This is a genomic window from Amycolatopsis sp. NPDC104863 (assembly GCF_055582965.1).
Genome location: NZ_JBVJOW010000007.1, coordinates 108,029 through 132,807, shown reverse-complemented (window position 1 = coordinate 132,807; position 24,779 = coordinate 108,029). Strand labels below are relative to the sequence as shown.

The 24,779-nt window shown below is 69.9% G+C and carries 20 protein-coding genes; 11 read left to right on the top strand and 9 right to left on the bottom strand.

Going from position 1 to position 24,779, the window contains the following annotated elements:
* Nucleotides 1-93: 93 nt before the first annotated feature.
* Together ACZ63J_RS34155 and ACZ63J_RS34150 are read left to right on the top strand one after the other, a co-directional pair.
* Complete coding sequence (locus ACZ63J_RS34155) at nt 94-585, top strand: winged helix-turn-helix transcriptional regulator (protein ID WP_465338487.1); 492 nt, start codon at nt 94-96, stop codon at nt 583-585.
* Nucleotides 586-760: 175 nt separating this feature from the next.
* Nucleotides 761-1,315: a snapalysin family zinc-dependent metalloprotease gene (locus tag ACZ63J_RS34150; RefSeq protein ID WP_465398876.1), complete on the top strand. Its 555-nt coding sequence runs from the start codon at nt 761-763 to the stop codon at nt 1,313-1,315.
* 226 nt (nt 1,316-1,541) lie between these two features.
* On the opposite strand, the gene ACZ63J_RS34145 is transcribed toward ACZ63J_RS34150, so the two are convergent.
* From ACZ63J_RS34145 to ACZ63J_RS34115, 7 genes are read right to left on the bottom strand one after another with little or no spacing between them, the layout of a single operon-like run.
* Entirely contained in the window at nt 1,542-2,213 is a 672-nt protein-coding gene (locus tag ACZ63J_RS34145; RefSeq protein ID WP_465398875.1) for a GntR family transcriptional regulator, read from the bottom strand.
* Nucleotides 2,214-2,241: 28 nt separating this feature from the next.
* Nucleotides 2,242-3,597 carry an ABC transporter substrate-binding protein gene (locus ACZ63J_RS34140; protein WP_465398874.1) on the bottom strand — a complete coding sequence of 452 codons (1,356 nt, stop codon included), beginning with the start codon at nt 3,595-3,597 and terminating at the stop codon, nt 2,242-2,244.
* 1 nt (nt 3,598) lies between these two features.
* Nucleotides 3,599-4,558 carry an acetylxylan esterase gene (locus tag ACZ63J_RS34135; protein ID WP_465398873.1) on the bottom strand — a complete coding sequence of 320 codons (960 nt, stop codon included), beginning with the start codon at nt 4,556-4,558 and terminating at the stop codon, nt 3,599-3,601.
* Complete coding sequence (locus ACZ63J_RS34130) at nt 4,558-6,846, bottom strand: glycosyl hydrolase family 95 catalytic domain-containing protein (protein ID WP_465398872.1); 2,289 nt, start codon at nt 6,844-6,846, stop codon at nt 4,558-4,560. The genes ACZ63J_RS34135 and ACZ63J_RS34130 overlap by 1 nt, the downstream gene beginning before the upstream one ends.
* Nucleotides 6,846-7,727, bottom strand: coding sequence for a carbohydrate ABC transporter permease (locus ACZ63J_RS34125; protein WP_465311652.1), 882 nt, complete (start codon nt 7,725-7,727; stop codon nt 6,846-6,848). Before ACZ63J_RS34125 ends, ACZ63J_RS34130 begins: the two co-directional genes overlap by 1 nt.
* A gap of 8 nt (nt 7,728-7,735) precedes the next feature.
* Nucleotides 7,736-8,674, bottom strand: coding sequence for a carbohydrate ABC transporter permease (locus tag ACZ63J_RS34120; protein WP_465439738.1), 939 nt, complete (start codon nt 8,672-8,674; stop codon nt 7,736-7,738).
* A 19-nt stretch (nt 8,675-8,693) separates the two neighbouring features.
* Complete coding sequence (locus ACZ63J_RS34115) at nt 8,694-10,685, bottom strand: alpha-galactosidase D (protein WP_465398870.1); 1,992 nt, start codon at nt 10,683-10,685, stop codon at nt 8,694-8,696.
* 179 nt (nt 10,686-10,864) lie between these two features.
* Between ACZ63J_RS34115 and ACZ63J_RS34110 the strand changes: the two genes are divergently transcribed.
* Nucleotides 10,865-12,016, top strand: coding sequence for an AAA family ATPase (locus tag ACZ63J_RS34110; protein ID WP_465398869.1), 1,152 nt, complete (start codon nt 10,865-10,867; stop codon nt 12,014-12,016).
* A gap of 161 nt (nt 12,017-12,177) precedes the next feature.
* Here ACZ63J_RS34110 and ACZ63J_RS34105 read toward each other — a convergent pair whose 3' ends face one another.
* On the bottom strand, nt 12,178-13,179 hold the full coding sequence (locus ACZ63J_RS34105; protein ID WP_465398868.1) for a LacI family DNA-binding transcriptional regulator: 1,002 nt from the start codon (nt 13,177-13,179) through the stop codon (nt 12,178-12,180).
* A gap of 154 nt (nt 13,180-13,333) precedes the next feature.
* Here ACZ63J_RS34105 and ACZ63J_RS34100 point away from each other — a divergent pair, with 154 nt between their 5' ends.
* From ACZ63J_RS34100 to ACZ63J_RS34065, 8 genes are all read left to right on the top strand, one after another.
* Nucleotides 13,334-14,410, top strand: coding sequence for an ABC transporter substrate-binding protein (locus ACZ63J_RS34100; RefSeq protein WP_465398867.1), 1,077 nt, complete (start codon nt 13,334-13,336; stop codon nt 14,408-14,410).
* Nucleotides 14,410-15,966: a sugar ABC transporter ATP-binding protein gene (locus tag ACZ63J_RS34095; RefSeq protein WP_465398866.1), complete on the top strand. Its 1,557-nt coding sequence runs from the start codon at nt 14,410-14,412 to the stop codon at nt 15,964-15,966. The genes ACZ63J_RS34100 and ACZ63J_RS34095 overlap by 1 nt, the downstream gene beginning before the upstream one ends.
* Nucleotides 15,959-16,921: an ABC transporter permease gene (locus ACZ63J_RS34090; protein ID WP_465398865.1), complete on the top strand. Its 963-nt coding sequence runs from the start codon at nt 15,959-15,961 to the stop codon at nt 16,919-16,921. Before ACZ63J_RS34095 ends, ACZ63J_RS34090 begins: the two co-directional genes overlap by 8 nt.
* Entirely contained in the window at nt 16,918-17,892 is a 975-nt protein-coding gene (locus ACZ63J_RS34085) for an ABC transporter permease (RefSeq protein ID WP_465338502.1), read from the top strand. The genes ACZ63J_RS34090 and ACZ63J_RS34085 overlap by 4 nt, the downstream gene beginning before the upstream one ends.
* Nucleotides 17,893-17,920: 28 nt before the next feature.
* Nucleotides 17,921-20,416 carry a LamG-like jellyroll fold domain-containing protein gene (locus ACZ63J_RS34080; protein WP_465398864.1) on the top strand — a complete coding sequence of 832 codons (2,496 nt, stop codon included), beginning with the start codon at nt 17,921-17,923 and terminating at the stop codon, nt 20,414-20,416.
* A 90-nt stretch (nt 20,417-20,506) separates the two neighbouring features.
* The gene (locus tag ACZ63J_RS34075; protein ID WP_465398863.1) at nt 20,507-22,894 is read left to right on the top strand and encodes a DNRLRE domain-containing protein; all 2,388 of its coding nucleotides are present in this window, start codon (nt 20,507-20,509) and stop codon (nt 22,892-22,894) included.
* 112 nt (nt 22,895-23,006) lie between these two features.
* Nucleotides 23,007-23,402, top strand: a complete 396-nt coding sequence (locus ACZ63J_RS34070; protein WP_465338505.1) for a carboxymuconolactone decarboxylase family protein — start codon at nt 23,007-23,009, stop codon at nt 23,400-23,402.
* 9 nt (nt 23,403-23,411) lie between these two features.
* A complete protein-coding gene (locus ACZ63J_RS34065) occupies nt 23,412-24,077 on the top strand; it encodes a Rossmann-fold NAD(P)-binding domain-containing protein (protein ID WP_465398862.1) in 666 nt (221 codons plus the stop codon).
* On the opposite strand, the gene ACZ63J_RS34060 is transcribed toward ACZ63J_RS34065, so the two are convergent.
* The gene (locus ACZ63J_RS34060; protein WP_465398861.1) at nt 24,037-24,678 is read right to left on the bottom strand and encodes a TetR/AcrR family transcriptional regulator; all 642 of its coding nucleotides are present in this window, start codon (nt 24,676-24,678) and stop codon (nt 24,037-24,039) included. The two genes, ACZ63J_RS34065 and ACZ63J_RS34060, sit on opposite strands and share 41 nt — an antisense overlap.
* Between the last annotated feature and the right edge of the window lie 101 nt (nt 24,679-24,779).

The following is a 24,779-nucleotide window of genomic DNA, read 5'->3' as shown; positions in this document are numbered from 1 at the left end:
CTCTCGCACCTGGCTTGCTCGTTGCAAGCTAGCTGCGGCCGACTGTACGGCGTAGACTTGCTCGGAGCAAGTCAGCTCGAAGGGATCACAGTCATGAGCCGTCGCATCACCTGGGAGGACGCCTCCTGCCCGATCGCCCGCGCCGCCGACGTCCTGGCCGAGCCGTGGACGCTGCTGATCCTGCGCAACGCGACCGCCGGCACCACCCGGTTCGAGGACTTCCGCACCGAGCTCGGCATCGCCGACAACGTGCTCACGACCCGGCTGGCGAAGCTCGTCGAACGCGGGCTGCTGACGAAGCTCCCCTACCGCGACGGCGGCCGGACCCGGCACGAGTACCGGCTGACGCAGGCCGGTTCGGACACCCTGCCGGTCATCCACGCGCTCGGCACGTGGGGCAACGCGCACACCGACTCGGCGACGTCGTCCGGCCCGATGAAGCTCGCCCACACCGCGTGCGGGCAGCTCACCCGGCCCGGCGAGACGTGTGATGCCTGCGGAAAACCACTGGTCAGGGACGACCTGGCGTGGCGTGGCTCGTGGCTGTCGGAAGGGGAGATCCCTCTGGCGGACCCCGTCGCCTGAGCCGGGCGGCGCATCCTTGTATGCGTGGCTGCGCATGTCAACCGGACGAAATGGTTGGTAAATCACCGTTCGCAGCGCAGTACGAAAGTCGGGTCACAAACGCGTGGACGTTCCGTAAGTTCGACACCCAGCGCGCGCAAACCCGGCAAATTCCCCACGGCAAGGAGTCGTCCCGATGTCCAGGAAGTACCTGCTGCCCGGCGCCGCCGTCGCGCTGGCGATGATCGCCACCCCGCTCACCGCCGGCCCGGCTTTCGCGGCCCCGGAAGCGGCCACGGTCGTCTACTACGACACCTCGGACGCCCCCACCTTCCGCGACGTGATCAACGCGGGCGCGGCGAACTGGAACGCGGCGGTGTCGAACGTCAAGCTCCAGGAAAGCTCCTCGGGCGCGTCGCTGCACTACACGGAGGGCAACGACCCGCGCGGCTCGTACGCCCAGACCGACGGCCACGGCAGCGGCACGATCTTCATCGACTACACCCAGGCGGAGCAGTACAACCAGACCCGCATCGCGGCCCACGAGACCGGCCACGCGCTGGGTCTGCCGGACCACTACGAAGGCCCCTGCTCCGAGCTGATGTCCGGCGGTGGCCCCGGCCCGTCGTGCACCAACGCGAACCCCAACGCGGAGGAGTCGTCGCAGGTGGAATCCCTGTGGGCCAACGGCTTCGCCGGCGCGCGCAAGGCGCCGACCCGCGTTTACGAAGTGACCATGCCGGTCAAGTGACGTTCGTCTGACGTCGTCGGGGGAGGCCGCACCGGGAGTTCCCGGTGCGGCCTTCGCACGTGCGGGAAGGGTCGACACGCGTGATTGAGCAGTCAACTCGCGTGATTGAGGGGTCGACACGACTCCACCGCCGTGTCGACCCTTCAATCACGCGTGTCGACCTTCTGATCACGCGTGTCGACCTTTCAATCACGCGTGTTGACCCTTGGATCACGCGGGGCGGGGGTCAGAGGCGGGACAGGAGGCGGTCGCGGGCCACCTCGAGGTGGTCCGTCATCGCCTTGCCGGCCGCGGCCGCGTTGCCCGCCACCAGGGCGTCCACGATCACGCGGTGCTCCGAGATCGTCTGCTCCCCGAACGGCTGGTTGTAGTTCAGCCGGAAGAAGTGCAGGTGGCAGTGGGTGCGCGCGAACGCCTGCTCCACCGCCACGTTGCCCGCCATGCGCAGGATCAGCTCGTGCAGCCGGGCGTCATGTGCCGTCAACGCCTTGTAGTCGCTGTACGCGTCCTCGATCGGCGCCGTCGGGCACGTCGCCAGCTCCGCTTCCAACGCCGCCACGTGAGCGTCCGACATCGCCGCCGCCGCCAGGGCCGCCGACGGGGGCTCCAGCAGGAGCCGCAGCGCGTACATGTCGTCGACTTCCTTGCGGTCCAGCAGTTCCGTCACGCGGTAGCCGCGCAACGGGAGCCTGCTGACCAGCTCCTCGGACTCCAGCCGCGCCAGTGCTTCGCGCACCGGGGTGCCCGAGACGCCGAGCTCGCGCGCGATCTCGTCGATGTTGACCCGCGCGCCGGGCTCGATGCCGTCGTTCATGATCAGCGCCCGGATCTGCTCGTAGACGCCGTCGGCCAGCACCTGCCGGTTCGGCAGGGCTTCGAGGCGCCGACCCTCCACCATGACTCCCCTCACGTGTTGTGACTACAGGCTACTGCTTGCCCAGCACGTCGCGGCTCTTCGACGCCATCTCCGCGAACACGTCGTCGTCGCGCTGGTGGGCGAAGTACGCCTCGAACAGCGGCCGCTCCGCGTCCTGCAGGGCCGCGCCGTTGCCGTAGACCACCGCCGGGACGAGCGAGCCGTCCTTCAGCATCGTGGTGAACACCGACAGGTCGACCCCCTGGCCCTTCATTGCCGACGCCGCCGCGTCCATCGACGCCGGGATCGACGGGAAGAACGTGCCGCTCGCGCCGGCCGCCGACTGGCACTCCGGCGAACCCATGTACGACACCCACTTCCAGGTCAGGTCGGGGTTCTTCGTGCCTGCCCAGACGTTGTTGCCGTTCGAGTTGGACAGCAGCGCCCGCTTCCCCGTCGGCCCGAGCACGGTCGGCGCGATCCCGACCTTCACCCCGGGCAGCTTCGCGAACGTGCTCGCCGACCACGAGCCGGCCGTCTCCATCGCGACCTTGCCCGAGCCGATCAGGTCGACGTCGCTGATCGTGGCCTGGCCGCCGGTGGTGAACGTGCCGATCTTCGGCGCGAACCCGCGGTCGGCCAGCGACCGCACCCAGCGCATCGTCTTCGCGAACACCGGGTCGTCGTAGCTGAACTTCGTCGGCCAGGACTGCTTGTCCGCCAGGCGCCAGCCGGTCGTCATCGCGAACGAGCTCCACGTCGACTCGCCGATGAAGTCGCGTGACGCGAGCTGCCCGGTGCCGTAGGTCGCGACGTGGTCCTTGTCGAACCCGGGCTGGTCGCCGCGCACGCCGTTCTTGTCGACGCTCAGGTGCGCCGCGACCTTCTCGAACGTCCCGCCGTCGTCGGGGTTCCACGTCAGCTTCGCGAGGTCCGCGGGTGTGTACCCGGCCTTCGTGATCGCGTCGACGCTGTAGTAGAGCCCGGTCGCCGACCAGTCCAGCGGCAGCGCGTACTGCTTGCCGTCGGTGAACTTCCACGCGTCGACGCCGACGGAGAACTTCTTCAGGTCGAACTTGTCCCGCGCGATCAGGTCGTCCAGCGGCAGCAGCTGGTGCTGGGACGCATAGGCCTGGAAGTACTGGACGCTGTTCTGGAACGCGTCCGGCGCGGTGCCGCCGACGAACCCGGCGGTCAGCTTGGTGAAATAGTCGTCCACATTGTACTGCGTGATCTTCACCGTGGTGCCCGGGTTGGCCTTCTCGAACGCCGACGCGCAGCTCTGGTACGCCGCCGCCTGCTTGTCGTCCCAGGTCCACCAGTTGACGGTGGTCCCACTGCCGCTCGCCGAGCCGCCACCACAGGCGGCCACCAGCGCTCCCAGCGTCGCCGCCAGGCCGGCGGCCGCCACTACGCGAAACTTCATGTCAACTCCATTGTGGACGCAGGATGGACCGGAATCCTTCGAGTACCGCCTGAACGTCGTCGGGGCCGCCGGCTTCGTGGCCGTTGTACGCCCAGACGGCGAGCTTTTTCTGTCCCTTGTAGACGTGGTAGGCGCCGAACACCGTGGACGGCGGCACGATGCCGTCCATCAGCCCGGCGCTGAACCAGGCCGGGGCCGTCGCGCGCGAGGCGAACCCGACACCGTCGAAATAGGACAGCACGTCGAACACCCGCGAGACGGCGTCACGGTGGTCGGCCAGGTACCGGGACAGTTCGAGGTAGGGCCGTTCACCGCCGACGAGGCTCGCTCGCCGGAAGTCGCAGAGGAACGGCGCTTGCGCGTGCAGGGCCGCCACGTCCGGGACGAGCCCGGCCGTGGCGAGCGCGATGCCGCCGCCCTGGCTGTTGCCGAGCACCGCCACCCGCGCCGGGTCAACAGCCGGAAGCGTGCGCACGGCATCCACCGCACGGGCCGCGTCGGTGAAGATCCGCCGGTAGAGGTAGGTCTCGCGGCTCTCGATGCCGCGGGTCAGGTGACCCGGGTACGCCGGTCCGCTGCCGACCGGATCGGCGGTGACCCCGCCCTGGCCGCGCACGTCGACCTGCAGGTGCGCGTACCCGGCGGACGCCCAGGTCAGCTCCTGCAGCGCGCTGCCCCGGCTGCCGCCGTACCCGTGGAACTGGACGATCGCCGGCAACGGCGCCTCGACACCCCGGGGCAGCCGCAGCCACGCCCGGATCGGGTGGCCGCCGAAGCCGGCGAACGTCACGTCGAAGACGTCGAGCGTCCGCAGCGGCGTCTCGACCGGCCGCAGGTCCAAGGCCAGGTCGTACGTCCGCGCGGAGTCCAAAGTAGACGTCCAGAACTCGTCGAAGTCCGGTGGTGACACGTAGTCGCTGCGGTACTCCCACAGCGCGTCGAGACCGAGGTCGGTGAGCATCACAGTCCTTTCAGGACGGTCGATTCGCCGGACCGCAGCCGCAGCTCGGTCTCCCGGCCGTGGTAACGCACGCGCACCGGCGCGGCCGGGTCCCCGGACAACCGCCGGACGACCGCGTAGCGCAGCTCGCCGTCACGCCATTCGACGTCGACCGCGAGCCCGCCGCGGCCGCGCAGCCCCCGCGCTTCCCCGGACGGCCAGTCCGCCGGCAGGGCGGGGAGCAGGGAAAGCACGCCGTTCTGGCTCTGCAGCACCAGTTCCGCGAGGCCCGCCGGGAAGCCGTAGTTGCCGTCGATCTGGAACGGCGGGTGGGTGCTGAAGAGGTTGGGCAGCAGCCCGCCCCACTCGGAGCCGTCGACCGGCGCGTCGCGGTGGCGGTCGCCGGTGAACGGCTGGGACGCCTCGCTCAGCAGCTTCCGCGCCGTCTCGCCGTCCCCGAGCCGGGCGCGCAGCGCGATCTTCCAGGCCCACGACCAGCCCATCGCGCCCGGTCCGCGCCGCTCGAGGACCCGGCGGGCCGCCTCCGCGAGCCCGGGCGTCTCGACGGCGTCGATCCGGCCCAGCGGGTACAGCGCGATCATGTGCGACATGTGCCGGTGGGCCGGGTCCTCCTCGGGGAGGTCGCTCGCCCACTCCCCCAGCCGGCCGTCCGGCAGCACCGGCAGCGGGCGCAGCCGCGGCAACGCGGTGGTGATCCGGGCGCACAGCGGGTCGTGCGCGCCCAGCGCCTCGGCCGCGGCCAGGCTGCGCTCGAACACGGCGCGGATCAGGACGACGTCCATCGTCACCGAGGAGGTCAGCGACTCCTTCGTCCCGGCCTCGGAGAGGAAGAGGTTCTCCGGGGACGTCGACGGGCACGTCTCCAGGAAGCCGTCCGGGCCGTCGACCAGCCAGTCCAGGCAGAACTCGGCGCAGCCGCGCAGCAGCGGCCACGCCGTCCGCTCGAGGAAGGCGCGGTCGCGGGTGAAGTCGTAGTGGTCCCAGGCGTGCTGGACCAGCCACGCGCCGCCCATCGCCCAGATGGCCCACGACGGGTTGCCGTGCCCCATCCCGGCCGGCAGCGCCCAGCCCCACGGGTCGGTGTTGTGGTGGGTGACCCAGCCGCGGGCGCCGTACAGCTCCCGCGCGACGTCGGCGCCGGTGACCGCGAGCTTGCCGAGCAGGTCGAACAGCGGGAGGTGGCATTCGCCGAGCCCGGTCGTCTCGGCGGCCCAGTAGTTCATCTGGGTGTTGATGTTGACCGTGTAGTTCGACGACCAGGCCGGGCGGAGGTCGTCGTTCCAGATGCCCTGCAGGTTCGCGGGCGGCGCGCCCGGCCGGGACGCGCTCGCCAGGAGGTACCGGCCGTACTGGAAGAGCACGGTCGCCGTGAGCTGGTCGTCCTTTCCGGACAGCAACCCGGCGACGTCGTGGGTGCCGCCCCGGCGCTCGCCGATCCTGAGCGACGACGCGCCGAGCAGCGGCCGCAGGTCGGCCTCGTGCGCCCGTCGCAGCTCCGCGGCTCCCGTTTTGACGGCCTGCTCGGCGAGCACAGCCGCGCGGCGCCGGTGCTCGTCGCGGGTGTGCTGGCGATCGCCGATCCAGGCGTCGTACGCGCTGGTGGAACTGGCCAGGACGATCAGGACGCCGGTTTCCGTCCGCGCGACCCGGACCGAAACCGAGGCGAACGGGTCGTACCCCTCGGCCGTCCCGTACCGCAGTGGCTCTTCCACCTGCGGTTCGTGCCGCGGCGCGCCGTCGACGGGGATCTCGATGCCGAGGTCGAGGCCGTCACGCGACACCTCGCGCAGCGGTGTCGACAGGTCGACGCCGACCTCGACCGGTCCGGACAGCGCGACACACAGGACCTGCGCGGGCCGGCTCACCCAGGTCGTCCGCTCGACGTCATGGCCGTTGATGGTGAGCCGCTCGGTGGTGACGCCGTTGTCGAGATTGAGCGTCCGGCCGTGTGACGTCCCTTCCGGGAGCGTCAGCCAGAGGTCCACATAGGGCAGGAACTCCTGGCTGTACGGCCCCTCGAAGGCCATCAGGAGTTCTTCGGCCCGCCGGTAGTCCTGGGCCAGCACGGCTTCGCGTACTTCCGCGAGCCGCTCCGGGCCGGCATCGATGTCCTTCAAGGCGGACGCCGGCCCCAGCGGGGTACCGGACCAGACGGTGGCGTCGTTGACCTGGATCCGCGTGCGCCCGGCGCCGCCGAAGACCATCGCGCCGAGCCGGCCGTTGCCGACCGGCATCGCTTCGGTCCATTCCGCGGCCGGGGCCGGCCAGGAGAGCAGGAGGTCGTCCATCACTTGAGTCCCGTGAAGCCGATGGAATTGACGAGCCGGCGGCCGAACACCACGAAGAGCAGCAGCATCGGGAGCGCCGAGACGAGCGTGGCGGCCATCAGGCCGGACCAGTCCAGCGCCGCCTGCGGCGAGGACTGCTTGAACACCGCGAGCGCCAGGGTCAGCGGGCGGACGGTGTCGTCGTTGGTGACCAGCAGCGGCCAGAGGTAGTCGTTCCAGGTGTTGATGAACGTCAGCAGCGCGAGCGTCGCGATCGGCGCGGCGCTCATCGGGAGCACGATCCGGAAGCAGACGCGCAGCGGGCCCGCGCCGTCGATGATCGCGGCCTCCTCGATCTCGGTGCTCAGCCCGAGCATGAACTGGCGCAGGAAGAAGATGTTGAACGCGGAGAAGAACGCCGTCGGCAGGATCATCCCGCCGAAGCTGTTGAGCAGCCCGAGGTCCTTGACCAGCACGAAGTTCGGCAGCAGCGTCAGCACCTGCGGCACCATCAGCGCGGTCAGGAGCACCGCGAACACGGCGTTGCGGCCCGCCCACCGCAGCCGCGCGAAGGCGAACGCGGCCAGCGCGGAGAAGAACACCGTGCAGACGGTCAGCAGCGCCGCGTAGACCACCGAGTTCCGCAGGGCCAGCAGCAGGTCGAGCGACGCGCCCGAGCCGCCCTGCGCCGCGGCCTCCGCCGGGGTCGCCAGGCCGAGCGCGCGTTTGAACGCGCCGATCGTGAGGTCCACCGGCACCAGCGAAGACGGGTCGGTGGCCATCGCGTAGTTGTTCGACAGCGCGGTCCGCACGATCCAGTAGAACGGGAAGATCGTGACGACCAGGACGAGCACCAGGTACGCCCAGGCGATCACCCGGCCCGGGGAGAAACGCGTGCGCACGATCCCTCCTAGTTGGTGTCGGACTCGCCGGCGCGAGCCATCCGGAGCTGGGCGAAGGTGACGGCCGCGAGCAGCACGAACAACGCCAGCGACATGGTGGCGGCGTACCCGAAGTCGAACTGGCCGAACGCCTTGTCGTAGATGTACATCTGCAGCACCTTCGACGCGTTCGCCGGCCCGCCCTTGGTGGTCACCTGCACGATGTCGAAGATCTGGAACGAGCTGATCACGGTCAGCACCACGACCATCACCAGGATCGGCCGCAGCAGCGGCACGGTGAGCCGGCGGAACATCTGCAGCTCGCTCGCGCCGTCGATCCGGCCCGCTTCGTACACAGTGGACGGAATGGTCTGCAGCCCGGCGAAGATCAGCACCGCGTTGTAGCCCATGGACTTCCAGACGTTGAGCCCGGCCAGCGTCGGCACCGCCCAGCCCTGCGAGCCGAAGAACAGCACCGGGTCACCGCCGAGCTTCGTGATCAGGACGTTGACGATGCCGAGCTGCGGGTCGAGCATCCACGACCAGACCAGCGCGGTGACCACGCCGGAGATGAGGAACGGCAGGATCATCAGCCCGCGGACGGTGGCCGACACCGCGAGCCGGTGCAGGATCACCGCCGTCACCAGGGAGACCAGCACGCCCAGGATCACCGAGAGCACGACGAAGTAGATCGTGACGAGCAGCGAGTGCCAGAACTCGGCGTCGCCGACGAGCTCCTGGAAGTTGCCCAGGCCGATCCAGCGCGGCGCGGTGAGGACGTGGAACTCGGTGAAGCTGAGGTAGAGCCCGCGCAGGGTCGGGTAGGCGAAGAACACCGCGAACCCGGCGAGCGCGGGCGCGATGAGCAGCCACGCGATGGGCGCGTCGTTCCGGTGGGCTGCGGAGCGGCGGTTCTTCGTCGGCGGCGCCGTGGTGGCGGCCCGCAGGGTCGGTCGTTGCGTGGTCACCACCACGGCAGCCTCCTTCTCAGACGGTGATCTTGTCGACGTCGTAGACGTAGCCGGCCTGGTTGCCGATCTGGACCGTGTTGGCCCCGGCCTGCAGGTACACCGGGACGGTGGTCGCCTGCGGGGTGTTCCAGTCGTTGTCGTTGCTCCCGGCGACCGGCAGCGGGAACGACGTCCCGTTGACCGTGACGATGCCGGTGCGGCTGGAGTCGCCGTCCACATAGGACAGCTGCAGCAGGTAGGTGCCCGCCTTCGGGACGGTGACCGTCGGCAGCACGACGTACCCGCTGCCGCCGAGGTAGCCGACCTTCTTGCCGTTGCTGCAGGCGCAGTCGTAGACCGTGGCCCCACCCTGCGGGGTGCCGTTCTCCGCCTCGTACGCCTTCGGGCCGTCGGCCGCGGTCGTCGTCACGCTGATCTTCTTGCTGGGCGCGGACGGCCGGCCGTAACGCTGGTTCGCGACGACCATGAACTCGTTGTTCGTCGACGGCTTGAGGCCGGTGACCGTGGCGGTGGTGCCGGTGGTCGTGGCGACCTTCTTGTTGCCGGCGAAGACGTCGTAGTTCTGCGCGCCCTTCGAGGCGTCCCAGGCGAGCGAGACGCTGGTGCCGGTGGCCGCGGTGCCGTGCACGACTGCCGGGGCGGCGAGGGCGTTGCGGTCGCGTGGGGTGACCTTGAACAGGCGGGAGCCGTGCACCGGCAGGTCGGCCGAGGTGGTGCCGGCCTCCTTGTGCGCCCAGAGGTCCCGGACCTCGACCGGGCCGGTGATGCCGAGCTGCGCGAGGTCCGCGGTGACGCGGGCGGGCGTCGCGGCGAGGTTGAACAGCGCGACCGTGTAGCTGCCGTCGGCGTTGCGGTTGTACCAGACCTGCTGGTCGGTCGTCTGGCTCACCGGCTTGGCCGGGATCCCGGCCTGGTTGACCGCGATGACCTCGTCGTTGGTGAGGAGCTTGACGCCGTAGTCGTCGAGCTGCGTGAGGTCGTCACCGATGTAGAGCGGCGCGGCTTCGATCGCCCAGAGCGTCATGTAGCTCTGGCGCTCGGCCTGGGTGATGCCGTCCATCTTGCCGCTGCCGACGTCGAGGGAGTCGAGGTTGTTCCAGTGGCCGGGACCGGCGTCCGGGATCCACTGCACGACGTCGTTCCACCGCTGCTTGACCGAGTTGTTCCAGGTCACGAGCGTGTCGCAGTAACACTCGACGTCGGTGTCGACGCGCCAGCCGTTGGTGTTCGCCTTCCAGACGTCCGCCTGGCGGTGGCTGAGCGCCCAGGAGACGACGAACTCCATCGGGCGGCCGGTCTTGGCGATCGCCCGGTGCCAGGCCTCGACGTCGGTGGTGTTGGTGTAGTTCTCGCCGCCCTTGAAGGAGCCGGGGCCGACGCCGTCGAGCTTGAGGAAGTCGACACCCCAGCCGGCCAGCAGCTGCGCCACCGAGTCCACGTAGGACTGGGCGCACGGGTTCGTGAAGTCGATCTTGTAGGCGGAGTCCCAGCCGTTGGTCTTGCGCAGGTCGGGGTAGACGAGGTCGCGCGTGTGGCAGTTCGTGGTGCCCGCGATCGGCGAGTTGCCGCCGTTGTAGGCGTTGAGGTCGAGGCCGACGGCCAGGTAGGAGCCGAGCTTCAGGCCCTTCTTGTGGACGTAGTCGGCGACGTACTTCATGCCGTCGGGGAAGGTCGTGGGGTTGACGACCGGGCGGGCGTTCTGGTCGTAGCCGTTCGACCAGCCCGCGTCGATGTTGACGTAGGTGTAGCCGTGCTGCTTGAACTTCGCGGCGAGGACGTCGGCCTGCTGGAGCACGTGCTTTTCGGTGAGCCAGCTGGCCGGGCCGGTCGGGTTGACGCCGGGGTAGTTCGTCGACTCGAGGCTCCAGCTGCTCCAGCCCATGTAGGGCGTTTGGGCGACCGGTTTCGGCGCCTCCGGCTGGGCTTCGGCCGCGGGGGCCGTGAGCAGGCCTCCGACCACCATCAGGCCGGCGAGGACCCCCGGGGCCCATCTGCCGCGTGCTGCCATGACCACTCCTTCGAGGTCGGTGGGGACTCCGTCAGACATCCGAGGTCCATGGCGTCCATCGCGGAAACCGTGGATCCTATAGGATCGACGACTGGAGATTCTGGCTGGCGGGATCGCCCGATGTCAACGGCCGGGGCGGACAGAGATCGGACGAATCCGGGACTGTCTAGGTTCGGGGCATGCTGACCACGCTGGCCGTCGGGAACTACCGCTCACTGCGCGACCTGGTGCTGCCGCTGTCCGCGCTGACCGTCGTCACCGGGCCGAACGGCAGCGGCAAGTCGAGCCTGTACCGGGCCCTGCGGCTGCTGGCGGACGCGTCCCGCAACGGCGCGGTGGCGGCCCTGGCGCGCGAAGGCGGCCTGCCGTCAACGCTGTGGGCGGGCCCGGAGAACGGCGCCCGCCCGGGCGCGCGGGTCCAGGGCACGGTGCGCACGAAGGCGGTCGGGCTCCGGCTCGGCTTCGCGGGTGACGAGTTCGGCTACGCCCTCGACCTGGGGCTCCCGGTGCCGGGCGAGACGATGTTCAACCTCGACCCGGAGTTCAAGCGCGAGGCGGTGTGGGCGGGCCCGGTCCTCCGGCCGGCGTCGCTGCTGGCGGACCGGGCGGGCCCTTCGGTCCGCACGCGCGTGGCGTCGGGCGGCTGGGGCGCCGAGACGTTCCCCATCCGGCTGACGGACAGCATGCTGAGCGAGTTTTCCGACCCGCGGGCGTGCCCGGAGCTGCTGGTGCTGCGGGAGCGGATCCGGTCGTGGCGCTTCTACGACCACTTCCGCACGGATGCGCTGGCCCCGGCCCGCCGGTCGGTGGTGGGAACCCGCACGGTCGTCCTGTCCCAGGACGGCGCCGATTTGGCGGCGGCGTTGCAGACGATCATGGAGATCGGCCGGGCTTCGGATCTGGCTTCGCTGGTGGACGCGGCTTTTCCGAGGTCGCGGGTGGAGGTCGTCTCTTCGGATGGTCTGTTGTCGCTCCGTTTTCATCAGCACGGGTTGCTGCGTCCGCTTTCCGCGGCGGAGCTGTCGGACGGGACGTTGCGGTTTCTGCTGTGGGTGGCAGCTTTGCTGACTCCGCGGCCGCCGGAGCTGCTGGTGTTGAACGAGCCGGAGACGTCGTTGCACCCGGATCTGCTGCCGGCGTTGGCGGTTTTGATCGCTACCGCGGCGAAGGAGACCCAGGTGGTGGTGGTTTCCCACGCTTCGCTGCTGACGCGGGCTCTCGCTGAAGTCGCGGAGGTCGGGGAGTTGGAGCTGGAGAAGGAGGCCGGGGAGACAAAGCTGGTCGGCCAGGGACGCCTGGACCGCCCTTCCTGGCACTGGCCCTCCCGCTGACCGGTACCCAGCCGGACGACACGCGTACCCCACTGGACGACACGCGTACCTGCCCGGACGACACGGCGGACGACCGCAGCCAGCTCGAGTCGTCCATCCAGGTACGCGAGTCGTCCGGCTGAGTGCGTGTGTCGTCCGGCTGGGGACGGCTGTGGGAGGGCTTAGCGGCCCTTGGTGCTCTCCCGGATCTCCAGCGCGAACGGAGTCTGGATGTCCTGCGCCGGCAGGGTCTTGTCCCCCGTGATCCGCCGGTGGACCAGGTCGATCGCCGCCTCGGCCAACGCTGTTTTGTCCGGGGCGATCGTGGTCAACGCCGGGAGGGAGAACGCGCTCTCTTCGTTGTTGTCGAAGCCCACGATCGCCACGTCCTCCGGGACCCGCAGGCCCAGCTCCGCCACCGCTCGTAGGGCGCCGATCGCCAGGAGGTCGTTGAAGCAGAACACCGCGTCCGGTGGCGAGTCCAAAGCGAGCAGCGACCGCATCGCCGCCGCGCCCACCGAGCGGTGCCACTTCTCCGCCGGCGCCACCAGCTCGTCCGAATAGGACAGTCCCGCCTCGGACAACGCCGACCGGTACCCCGCCAGACGCTGGGAAGACGTCCCGCGGGCCGGGTTGCGGCCGATCGCCGCTATCCGGCGGCGGCCCAGCGACGTCAGATGGGACACCGCCGTGTGTGCCGCCAGGACGTTGTCGATCGCCACGTGGTCGATCGGGACGTCGACCGCGTGCTCGCCCAGCATCACCAGCGGGATCTCGCCCGGGGACGGGAAGTCCGCCGCCTCCAGGGCTTCCGGGTGCACCAATGCCCCGTCGACCAGGTGCGGGCCGAGTGACGACAGTGTCGCCCGCTCGCGCTGGCGCGTGCCCTGCGTCTGTTCGATCAGGACGCTCCAGCCGCGCTGCTGCGCCGCCGTGATGACCAGCCCCGCCAGCTCGCCGAAGTACGGGATCGACAGCTCCGGCACCATCAGCGCCAGGAACCCGGTGCGGCCGCGGCGCAGGTTGCGCGCGCCGACGTTGGGCCGGTACCCGGTCGCCGCCAGGGCTTCCTCGACGCGCCGCCGGTTTTCCGGCTTCACGAAGGCGTAGCCGTTGACCACGTTCGACACCGTCTTCACCGACACTCCGGCGAGCGTGGCGACGTCTTTGAGCGTCACGGTCACGGGCGGCTCCTTCTCCGGTGGTGAGCACGAAGCATAGCGACATTTTGCCGGTTTACAACGTTGTTCCAACGATGTAAAAAGTACCTCAAGGCTCCCGCGGTGACTCCGATCACCCCGGTGAGCGGGCCCCACCGTCGCTGCCCGAGGAGTCACCGTGCCGCTGTCCACCCGTCCCCGCCTGGTCCTGGTCACCGCGGCCGCCGCCGCGCTCACCCTCACCTCCTGCACCTCCCGTGAGGAGACGCCCGCCGCCCCCTCGAACGGGAGCGGGCCGGCCGCGTCCGCGCAGTCCGTCGCCCCCAGCGCCGACGGCTGCACGCTCGACAAGACCGGTTACGCCAAGGTCGACCTGAAAACCGCGGTGGTCGGTTTCTCCCAGTCCGAAAAGGAAGCCAACCCCTTCCGGATCGCCGAGACGCAGTCCATTCGCGACGAAGCCGCCAAGCTCGGCATCGCGAGTGACAAGCTGCTCGTCACCAACGCCCAGAGCGACCTGAACAAGCAGATCAGCGACATCAAGTCGATGCTCGACCGGGGCGCCCAACTGCTCGTCGTCGCGCCGCTGAACTCCGACGGCCTCCAGCCCGCGCTCGACGCGGCGAAGGCCAAGAAGGTCCCGGTCGTCACCATCGACCGCAAGGTGACGTCGCAGGCCTGCACCGACTACCTGACCTTCATCGGCTCGAACTTCGTCGAGCAGGGCAAGCGCGCCGCGCAGGCCATGGCGAAGGCCACGGGCGGCAACGGCAAGGTCGCCATCCTGCTCGGCTCCTCGGGCAACAACGTGACCACCGACCGCACCCAGGGCTTCAAGGACGAGCTCGCGAAGACGCCCGGCCTGTCCGTGGTCGTCGAGCAGACCGGCGAGTTCGACCGGTCCAAGGGCCAGTCCGTGATGGAGCAGCTCATCCAGAGCCACCCGGACATCACCGCCGTCTACGCCGAAAACGACGAAATGGGCGTCGGCGCGGTGAACGCGCTCAAGACCGCCGGCAAGGCGCCGGGCAAGGACGTCAAGATCGTCTCGGTCGACGGCACCCGCAACGCCGTGCAGCTCATCGCCGACGGCAGCTACAACGCCGTGATCGAGTCCAACCCGCGCTTCGGCCCGCTGGCCTTCCAGACGCTGCAGAAGTTCGAGAGCGGCGAAGCCATTCCGGCCAGCATCGTGATCACCGACGACCAGTACGACGAGACCAACGCCGCGCAGAAGGTCGGGAACGCGTACTGATGACGGCAGCCACCGAAGAGGACGTCGCCATGACGACCGCACCGGTGCTCGAGGTGGCCGGGGTGACCAAGCGGTTCCCCGGCACCCTCGCGCTCGACGACGTCAGCTTCGCGCTGCGGCCCGGCGAGGTCCACGCGCTGGTCGGCGAGAACGGCGCCGGGAAGTCCACGCTGATCAAGGTGCTCACCGGCGTCTACCAGCCGGACGAGGGCGAGGTGCGCCACCTCGGCGCGCCCGTCACGTTCAAGCAGCCGATCGACGCGCAGCGGGCCGGGATCTCCACGATCTACCAGGAGGTCAACCTCGTCCCCCTGATGAGCATCGCCGGCAACGTCTTCCTCGGCCGCGAGCCGCGGACCAGGGCGGGGCTGGTCGACTGGTCGAAGATGCACGCCGACGCCCGCGAGCTGCTCAAGGGCTACGGCATCCACGACGACGTCAAGCGCCCGCTGCACACGCTGGCGGTCGGCGCCCAGCAGATGGTCGCGCTCGCCCGCGCGGTCTCGACCGACGCCAAGGTCGTCATCATGGACGAACCGACGTCGTCGCTCGAGCCGCGTGAGGTCGAGACGCTCTTCGAGGTGCTGAACCGCCTGCACGGCGAGGGCATCGCGATCATCTACGTCAGCCACCGGATGGACGAGCTGTACCGGGTCTGCCAGAGCGTCACCGTGCTGCGCGACGGCCGGGTCGTCCACAGTGGACCGTTGAAGGACCTGCCGCGCATCGAGCTGGTGTCCAAGATGCTCGGCCGGGAGATCAAGCAGATCCGCGAGGAAGGTGTCACGGCGTTCGGCGAGGAACACGACGTCGAACGCGAGCCGCTGCTCCGGGCGGAGCACCTGAGCGGCATGCGGCGGCTGCACGACGTCTCGGTGAGCATCCGGCCCGGCGAGGTCGTCGGCCTCGCCGGCCTGCTCGGCTCGGGCCGCAGCGAAACGGCGCGGGCCATCGTCGGCGCCTTCCCGCTGGACGGCGGAAGCGTGCTGCTCGCGGGGAAACCGCTGAAGAAAGGCAAGATCGCCGCGGCCATGCGGGCCGGGATCGCGCTGCTGGCCGAGGACCGCAAGACCGACGGGATCATCCCGAACCTGTCGGTCCGCGAGAACATCGTGCTCGCCGCGCTGCCGACACTCTCGCCGTTCGGCCTGGTCAGCAAGGCCAAGCAGGACAAGGTGGTCAAGATCTTCATGGACCGCCTGCGGATCAAGGCGTCGAGCCCGGAGCAGAAGGTGTCCGAGCTGTCCGGCGGTAACCAGCAGAAGGTGCTGCTCGCCCGCTGGCTCGCCACCGGCCCGAAAATCCTGCTGCTCGACGAGCCCACGCGCGGCATCGACGTCGGCGCCAAGGCCGAAGTGCAGGCGCTGATCGACGAGCTCGCGCAGGAAGGCCTCGGCGTGCTGCTCATCTCGTCCGAGCTGGAGGAGCTGATCGACGGCTCCGACCGCGTGGTCGTGCTGCGTGACGGCTCGGTCGTCGGGGAGCTGACCGGCGAGGGCATCACCGAGGAGAACGTCCTGACCGCTATCGCAGCTGAGGGTGACAACGATGTCTAGCGCCACCCTGACCCGAACCCCCGACCGCGCGAAAGTCACCGCGTGGCTGCAGAACTACGGCGTCTACCTGGCCGTCGTCGTGCTGCTGCTGTTCAACGTCCTGTTCACCGAGAACTTCCTGTCCGCGGCCAACTTCCGCACCCAGCTGGTGCAGGCCGCGCCGGTCTGCATCGTCGCGCTCGGCATGGCGCTGGTGATCGGCACCGAGGGCATCGACCTGTCGGTCGGCTCGGTGATGTCGATCGCCGCCGCGCTCATCCCGCTCTACCTCGGCGCCGGGCCGCTGATGGCCGTCATCGTCGCGGTGATCGCGGGCATCGTGTCCGGCCTCTTCAGCGGCTACCTGGTGGCCTACCTCGGGATCCAGCCGATCATCGCGACGCTGGCGCTGCTGGTGGGCGGGCGCGGGCTCGCGCTCGTGATCGCCCACGGCCAGCTCGTCCAGCTGCACAACCAGGACTTCCTGGAGCTGGGCACCGGGGACTTCCTCGGCGTGCCGATCATGGTCATCGTCGCGGGTGTGCTCGCGGTGCTGGCCGGGCTGGTCGTGCAGCGCACGACGTTCGGCCGGCACCTGGTCGCGGTCGGCGGCAACCGCGCCGCCAGCAGCCTGGCCGGCCTGCCGGTGAAACGGGTGCTCATCAGCGTCTACGTCATCTCCGGGGCACTGGCCGCGGTGGCCGGCGTGCTGGCGACGTCGCGGCTGGCCGCCAGCGACCCGAGCGACGTCGGCCTGCTCATGGAGCTGTCCGCGATCACCGCGGTCGTCGTCGGCGGCACCCCGCTGACCGGCGGCCGGGTCCGCGTGCTCGGCACCGTCTTCGGCGCGCTGCTCATGCAGCTCGTCCAGGCCACCCTGATCAAGCACAACCTGCCGGACTCCACCGCGCAGATGGTCCAGGCGGCCATCATCGTCGTGGCGGTCTACGTCGCACGCGAGCGGAGCAGCAAATGACGGCGACCCAGACCCAGGCCCGCAACGCGGCCTTCGCCGGGGTGCTGCAGCGCCAGGGCGCGGCCGTCGTCCTCGTGCTCGGCATCTTCGCGTCGTGGTTCGCGTTCCCGCACTTCGGCTCCCCGGACAACCTGCGCAACCTCGTGCTGCAGGGCTCGTTCCTCGCGGTGATCGCGCTCGGCATGACGTTCGTGATCATCTCCGGCGGCATCGACCTCTCGGTCGGCTCGAACTACGCGCTCGGCGGGGTCCTCGCCGCGTACGGCGCGCAGTACGGGTTCGTCGTCGCGATCCTGCTGCCGCTGGCGGTGTGCTCGGCGATCGGGCTGGTCAACGGCCTGCTCATCGCCCGCACCGGGATGGCGCCGTTCATCGTGACGCTGGCGACGCTGCTGTTCGCCAGGGGGCTCCTGCTCGCCCTGACGTCGGAAGGCTCGACGACGTACAAGGTCGAGCCCGGCTCGGCGTTCCTCTGGCTCGGCCAGGGCACGATCTTCGGCATCGGCGTCCCGGTCTACATCACCCTGATCCTGTTCGCCCTCGGCGGCCTTCTCCTGCGCCGCACCCGGTTCGGCCAGTCGGTGTTCGCGATCGGCGGCGCGGAGAACTCCGCGATGCTGATGGGCCTTCCGGTGGCCCGCACCAAGATCAGCCTCTACACGCTCAGCGGCGCGCTCGCCGGGTTCGCCGGCATCCTCACCGCCGCGTACCTGCAGTCCGGCGTCACCGTGATCGGCGTCGGCACCGAGCTGGACGCGATCTCGGTCGTCGTCATCGGCGGCACGCTGCTCACCGGCGGCGCCGGCACGATCATCGGCACGCTCGTCGGCGTGCTGCTGCGCACGCTCATCCAGAACGTCATCAACCAGATCGGCACCCTCGACTCCAACTACCAGACGGTGGTGAGCGGGGCCTTCCTGCTCGTCGTCGTGGTGATCCAGCGCCTCTTGGCGCGCTCCCGAACCCGCTGACCCCTGTCCCCTACCAGGAGGTTCAACGATGTTCCGCCCTGCCCGAAAAACCCGGAGATGGCTGACCGCGGCCGCGGCGTTCGCCGTCGCGGTGGCCGGCCTCGGCACCGTGCCCGCCGCGAGTGCCGCCGACGCGCCCCAGTGGCAGCGGCTCACCCCACCGCTGTCGACGCCTTGGACCAAGGACGTCTCCCCCACGAACGCCCTCCCCGACTACCCGCGGCCGCAGCTGACCCGCGACAACTGGCAGAACCTCAACGGCGTCTGGGAGTTCGCCAAGGCGACGCCGGGTGAGGCCGCGCCGGTCGGGAAGACGCTCGGCGAGCGGATCCTCGTGCCCTACCCGGTCGAGTCCGCGCTGTCCGGGATCATGCGGCACGAGACGAACATGTGGTACCGCCGCACGTTCGAGGTGCCGAAGAACTGGCAGATCGGCAAGGGACAGCGGCTGCAGCTGCACTTCCAGGCCGTCGACTACGACGCCACCGTCATCGTCAACGGCAAGACCGTCGGCCGCCACACCGGCGGGTACGACGCGTGGTCCGTCGACGTCACCGACGCGCTGACGACCAAGAAGGCGCAGGAGATCGTCGTCGGCGTCGCCGACCCGAACGACCAGGGCGGGCAGCCGATCGGCAAGCAGCGCCAGCCCGGTGACGGCATCTTCTACACCCCGTCGTCCGGCATCTGGCAGACCGTCTGGATGGAGCCGGTGGCGTCCGCGCACATCGACCGCCTCGACGTGACGCCGGACGTCGCGAGGGGCTCGGTCACGGTGAACGCCGTGGTCGGCGGCCCGGTCAAGCAGCGCGTCGAAGCGATCGCCTACGACCACGGCCGCCCGGTCGGGCGCGTGTCCGGCGACGCGAACAAGCCGTTGAAGCTCAAGGTGGACCGGCCGCACCTGTGGTCGCCGGACGACCCGTTCCTGTACGACCTGCGCGTGCGCCTGGCAGGAGGGGACGAGGTCGGCTCGTACTTCGGCCTCCGGTCGATCAGCGTCGGCAAGACCGCCGACGGCAAGCAGCGGATGCTGCTCAACGGCAAGTTTGTCATGCAGGTCGGCCCGCTCGACCAGGGCTTCTGGCCGGACGGCATCTACACCGCGCCGACCGACGCCGCCCTGAAGTTCGACCTGCAGCAGGAGAAGGCGCTCGGCTTCAACATGGTGCGCAAGCACATCAAGGTCGAGCCGGACCGCTGGTACTACTACGCCGACAAGCTGGGCCTGATGGTCTGGCAGGACATGCCGGCGATGAAGGACGACGTCGAGCCGACGCCCGCGTCGCGCGTCAACTACGAGTCCGAGATGCACCGGATGATCGACCAGCACCGCAGCTTCCCGTCGATCGTCACGTGGGTGCCGTTCAACGAGGGCTGGGGTGACTACGAGGTCGGCCGGATCGCCGACGAGGTCAAGTCGTGGGATCCCTCGCGGCTGGTCAACGCCGAGTCCGGCGTCAACTGCTGCCGGTCCGAACCGGACAGCGGCAAAGGTGACATCTACGACGACCACACCTACACCGGGCCGGGAACGCCGGTGCAGACCGGAACCCGCGCGGCCGTCGACGGCGAGTACGGCGGCCTCGGCCTGAAGGTCGCCGGGCACGAGTTCGACCCGGCGGGCAGCTTCGCCTACGAGATGGAGCCCGACAGCGCGACGCTGACCCGGCGCTACGGCGAGCTCCAGCAGCGCCTGCTGCTGGTCGCCCAGCGGTGCGGTGTCTCGGCGGGCGTCTACACGCAGACCACCGACGTCGAGAAGGAGGTCAACGGCTTCTTCACCTACGACCGGCAGGTGAAGAAGATGGACTTCGCGGCGGTCCGCGCGGCCAACGAGGCGGTCATCAAGGGCGCCACCGGAAAGCCGGTGGCCGGGCCTTCGGTGCCCGCGGGAACGCCGGGGATCGACGGCATCGCGGCGTACGGGTTCGACGAGAACACCGGCACGACGGCCGCGGACTCCGTCGGCGACCACGACGCGACACTCGTCGGCGGCGCGTCCTGGACCGAGGGCAAGAGCGGTTCGGCCTTGGCGGTCAACGGTTCCGGCCAGTTCGCCGACACGAACGCGACCCTGGTGAACACCGAAGGCAGCTACAGCGCGGCGGCGTGGGTCAAGTTCACCGCCGTCGGTGACGGCTTCCAGACGATCGTCAGCCAGGACGGCGACAGCAACAGCGCGTTCTTCCTGCAGTACTCGGGCGCGGACCACCGGCTCGCGATGAGCTTCGTGGGCACGCGGGCGCTGGCGCCCACGGCTCCGGAAGCGAACCGCTGGTACCACGTGGTTGGCGTCCGCGACGCGGCCGCGGGCACGCTCAAGCTCTATGTGGACGGCCAATTGGCCGCCACGAAGAGCGTCTGCCTCGGTGACCCGTCCACCGGCCACACGGTGATCGGCCGTGGCAAGTACGGCGGCGGCCCGGTCGACTACCTCAACGGCGCGGTCGACCAGGTCCACGTCTACGACCGGGCGTTGTCCGACGCGGACGTGACCGCGTTGTACTCCAGCGGGAAGTAAAGGCAACCGGTAACACCCCCTGTGCGTGTGCGATAGCGGTATGGCCGTAGTCCGCGGCCACCGGGTGCACACGCACAGGGGGTGAGCCTTTTGGGCTCTCGAAGATCGTTCCGGCCCGCCAGAGCGGGCGTCCTCACACTCGTCACGGCGCTGGTCGCGGCCGGCGCCGCGGTACTCACCGCGAGCCCGGCCTCGGCGCAGACGGTCACCGAGACCGCGGCCTCGTCGTGGGCCTACGTCGATTCGGCCGCGCCGAAGGCGAGTTTCGTCAACCCGCGCGGGAACGCGCCGGTCGGCGCGCACGTCTACGCCGGCGGCACGAACCACGTGTCCAAGTCCTACTTCACCTTCGACATCTCCGCGTTGAAGGGCAACCCGCTCGAGCGCGCGTACGTGAGCATCGGCGAAACCGCCGTCACCGACTGCTCCCACCCGCGGTCGACCGAGGTCTGGCTGACCGACCCGGCGAAGAAGCCGACCTGGAACAACCAGCCGGCGGAGCTCGTCAAGGCCACCGGCCCGTACATCGACTCCTCGTGCCCGTCGCCGAAGGTGACGTGGACGGTCACCGCGGCGATCCAGGCCGCGCTCGACGCCGGCCGCACCACGGCGACGTTCGTCGTGCGGCTGCCTGACAACCAGCAGAACGACCTGGCGCTCGGCCGGGAGTACGACCCGAAGGCGGTGCTCGGGCTCACCTTCGACAAGGTGCCGGGCAAGCCGTCCGGGCTCACCGTCAACTACCAGGCGTGCACGGCGAAACCGCTCGTGGTCTCGCGCCAGGCGCACCTGAGCGCCACCGTGCCCGACGGCGACGACTCGATCATCAACGGGGAGTTCGCGTTCTGGCCCGCCGACGCGCCGGACCAGCGCAAGACGGTCGGCAACATGGGCGCCGGCTTCAACGGCGAGATCTGGACCGACGCGGACTCGTTCCTCACCGAAGGCGTCACCTACGTCTGGCAGGCGCGGGGCAAGGACTACCAGGGTGTCTGGGGACCGTGGAGCGGGACCTGCAAGTTCACCACGGACTTCACCCCGCCCGCGGCGGCCCCGGTGATCACCTCGCCCGACTACGTCTACGAGTACCCGGGCACCGGCGGCACCGGCGTGCCGGGCACGTTCGTGTTCGACGCCAAGGGGGACAAGGACGTCGTCGGCTTCCAGTGGGACGGCGGGTACGTCGCCGCCGACCGCAAGGGCGGCAAGGCGACCGTCCGGTACGCGCCCCGCAGCAGCGGGCCGGTGAGCATCGGCGCGGTGTCGGTCGACGCGGCGGGCAACCAGTCGCCCTCGGCCGGCTACCGGTTCTGGGTGGCTTCCAACCAGCCCGGGGTCACTTGCGCGCCGTTCGACGACTTCGTCGGGGTGGCGCGGACGTGCACGTTCACGCCCGTCGGCAGCACCCCGGTCACGGCGTACGTCTACCACCTGGGCGACCAGGCGGAGGACACCGTGGCCGCCGGCCCCGACGGGACGGCGACCGTGCAGGTCACCCCGACCGATCCGCAGCTCACCTACGTCCAGTTGTCCGTGCAGGCCAAGCTCGCCACCGGCTACCTGACGTCGGAGAGCACCGAAGCGGTCTTCGCCGAGCCGGGCGAGCCGGAGGTCGAGTCGCTGACCGCGAACCCGACCCAGGGCCTGCCCGCGCAGTTCCGGGCCCACGCCGTGCTGCCCGGGTCCGTTTCGTTCACCTACCACTGGAACGACGGCGAGTGGGTCACCGTGCCGCTCGGCGCGGACGGCACCGCGACCGTCACGATCACGCCGACGACGTCGTTCTCGGGCTCGCTCTACGGCTACACCACCACCGCTTCGGGCCAGAACTCCGGCTGGGGTGGCGTGAGCGTTTCGGTCGCTTCGAACAAGCCGAAGGTGACGAGCGCGGAGTACCCGGAGGGCGGCGACATGACCGGCGCGGTCGGCAGCCCGGGCACGTTCGTGTTCTCCTCGCCCGTGCCGGGCGCGGTCAGCTACACGTACGCCTTCGACGACGGTCCCTCGGGGACAGTGGCCGCGGGGCCGGACGGCACCGCGAGCGTCGTCTTCGCGCCGACGGTGCCCTACATCAACGGTGTCCGGGTGACCACGAAGTTCGCCGACGGCTCGGTGTCCGAGCAGGGTGGCTACACGTTCTACGTCAACTACTCGGCGCCGCGGTTCGAGTGTGACGCCACCGGCTGGTCCGTGGCGCCCGGGCAGCACATCCAGTGCACCCTGACGCCTGTGCAGGCGAACCTCGCGTCCTACGGGTACGCGGTCGGCTCGGGTCCGGAGACGACGGTGGCCCCGGGTCCGGACGGCACGGCGGCGATCGGCTTCGACGTGCCGGCCGACCAGCCGAGCGGTTCGTACCTGCGGCTTCGGCTGTGGAGCACGAACACGGCGGGCACCCGCACGGAGGAGACCGGAACCAGCTTCTCCGTCTACGTGAACACCGGGTCGTCGGCCCGGGGAACCTCGCTGGCGATCTGACACCGGGCGCCGTGACGGCCACCGGACGTGGTGGCCGTCACGGTTGTCCTGGAGCGCACTCCAGCCCCTAGCGTCGGTTCCGGCCACGACGAACTGGGGAAAGGAACCCGAAATGACCGACGAGCGCTTCGAACTCGGCCTCAAGACCCTGACCGAAATCGACGGCGACAGCGGGCAGCGTGTGCTCGACAACCTCGCCGACGTCTCCCCCGCGCTGGCCGAGGCCGTCGTCTCGTGGGGCTTCGGCGAGATCTACGCCCGGCCCGGGCTGGCGCCCCGCGACCGGCAGCTGGTCACCCTCGGCATGCTCACCGCGCTCGGCGGGTGCGAGCCGCAGCTGGAGGTGCACGTCAACGCGTCGCTCAACGTCGGGCTCACCCCGGCGGAGATCGTCGAAGCGCTCCTGCACTCGGCCGTCTACTGTGGATTCCCGAAGGCGCTGAACGCGACCTTCACGGCCAAGAAGGTCTTCGGCGAGCGGGGACTGCTGCCGGTGACCGCGGACTGAGGTGGGCTCGTGCGGGTGATCCTGTTCGGCGCGACCGGCATGGTCGGGCAAGGCGTGCTCCGGGAATGCCTGCTCGACCAGCGGGTCGAAGCGGTGCTCGCGGTCGGCCGGACGCCGCTCGGGGTCACCGACCCGAAGCTCACCGAGGTCGTCGAGAAGGACCTCTTCGCGCTCGAGCCGATCACCGGGTACGACGTGTGCTTCTTCTGCCTCGGGGTGTCTTCGGTGGGCATGAAACCGGAGGAGTACGAGCGGATCACCTACCAGCTCACCCTTTCGGTGGCCGGGAAGCTGCCGGCGGGCACCACGTTCGGGTACGTCTCGGGCCAGGGCACCGACAGCAGCGAACGCGGCCGCGTCCGCTGGGCGCGGGTCAAGGGCGCCACGGAGAACGCGCTGGCGAAGCTGCCGCTCAGGACGTTCTCCTTCCGGCCCGGCTACATCCAGCCGATGCACGGGATCACGTCGAAGACCACGCTGTACCGCACGCTCTACCGCGTCGCGATGCCGCTGTACCCGGTGCTGCGGCGGCTGTTCCCCGGCTTCGTCACGACCAACCAGGAGATCGGCCTGGCGATGCTGGAGGTCGCCGAGAACGGGTACGAGAAGGCCGTTCTCGAGAACACCGACATCGTCACCGCCGCCGCGCGACGAGCCCGGCCAGCAGGTTCGTGAGGCCTTCGGTCAGCCCGTCCGCGAACGACGGCACGCCGCCCAGCTCGGCTGCGGCCGCCGCCACCACGTCCGTGGGGTTGGCCAGCGGCCAGGCCCCGGACACCAGCACAACGACCGCGAGCGCGAAGTGCGCGGCGGCGTCGTCCGACAGCTCCGGCACCTGCTTGCGGACCAGCGTGGCGAGCCGTCCGGTGTTCGCCGCCGCACGGCGCTTGAAGTCGCGGGCGAACCCCAGCGAGATGTTGCGCTCCAGCACCGGGGCCATCGAGCTGACCAGTTCGCACAGCAGCCTTCGCCCGGCGAGCGTCCCGGCGATGGTGGCCGCGACCCGCTCGTGGTCCACCGGCTCGCCGAAAGCGCCGTCGAGGTGGTCGAGCCAGTCCGTCCACTCGCCGTCGAGGACCTCGAGGAAGACCGCCTCGCGGCTGTCGAAGTAGCGGAGCACGTTGGACTTCGCGAGCCCGACGTGGCACGCCAGCTCACGCAGGCTGATCTCGGCGACCGGCCGCTCCGCGAGCAGCTCCCGCGCGGCGGCGAGGATCGCGGTGCGCCGCGCTTCGACCTGCTCGGGACGGCGGGCGCGCTGGAATCCGGCGCTCATGGCGCCGAGATTACCAATCCGGCCCAAAGCAGGCCGCCCCTCGAGCGGCAGGCAACCGTTGCCACGAGGGCCATTCGGCCGTGCCTGTGGTCGGATTGGTA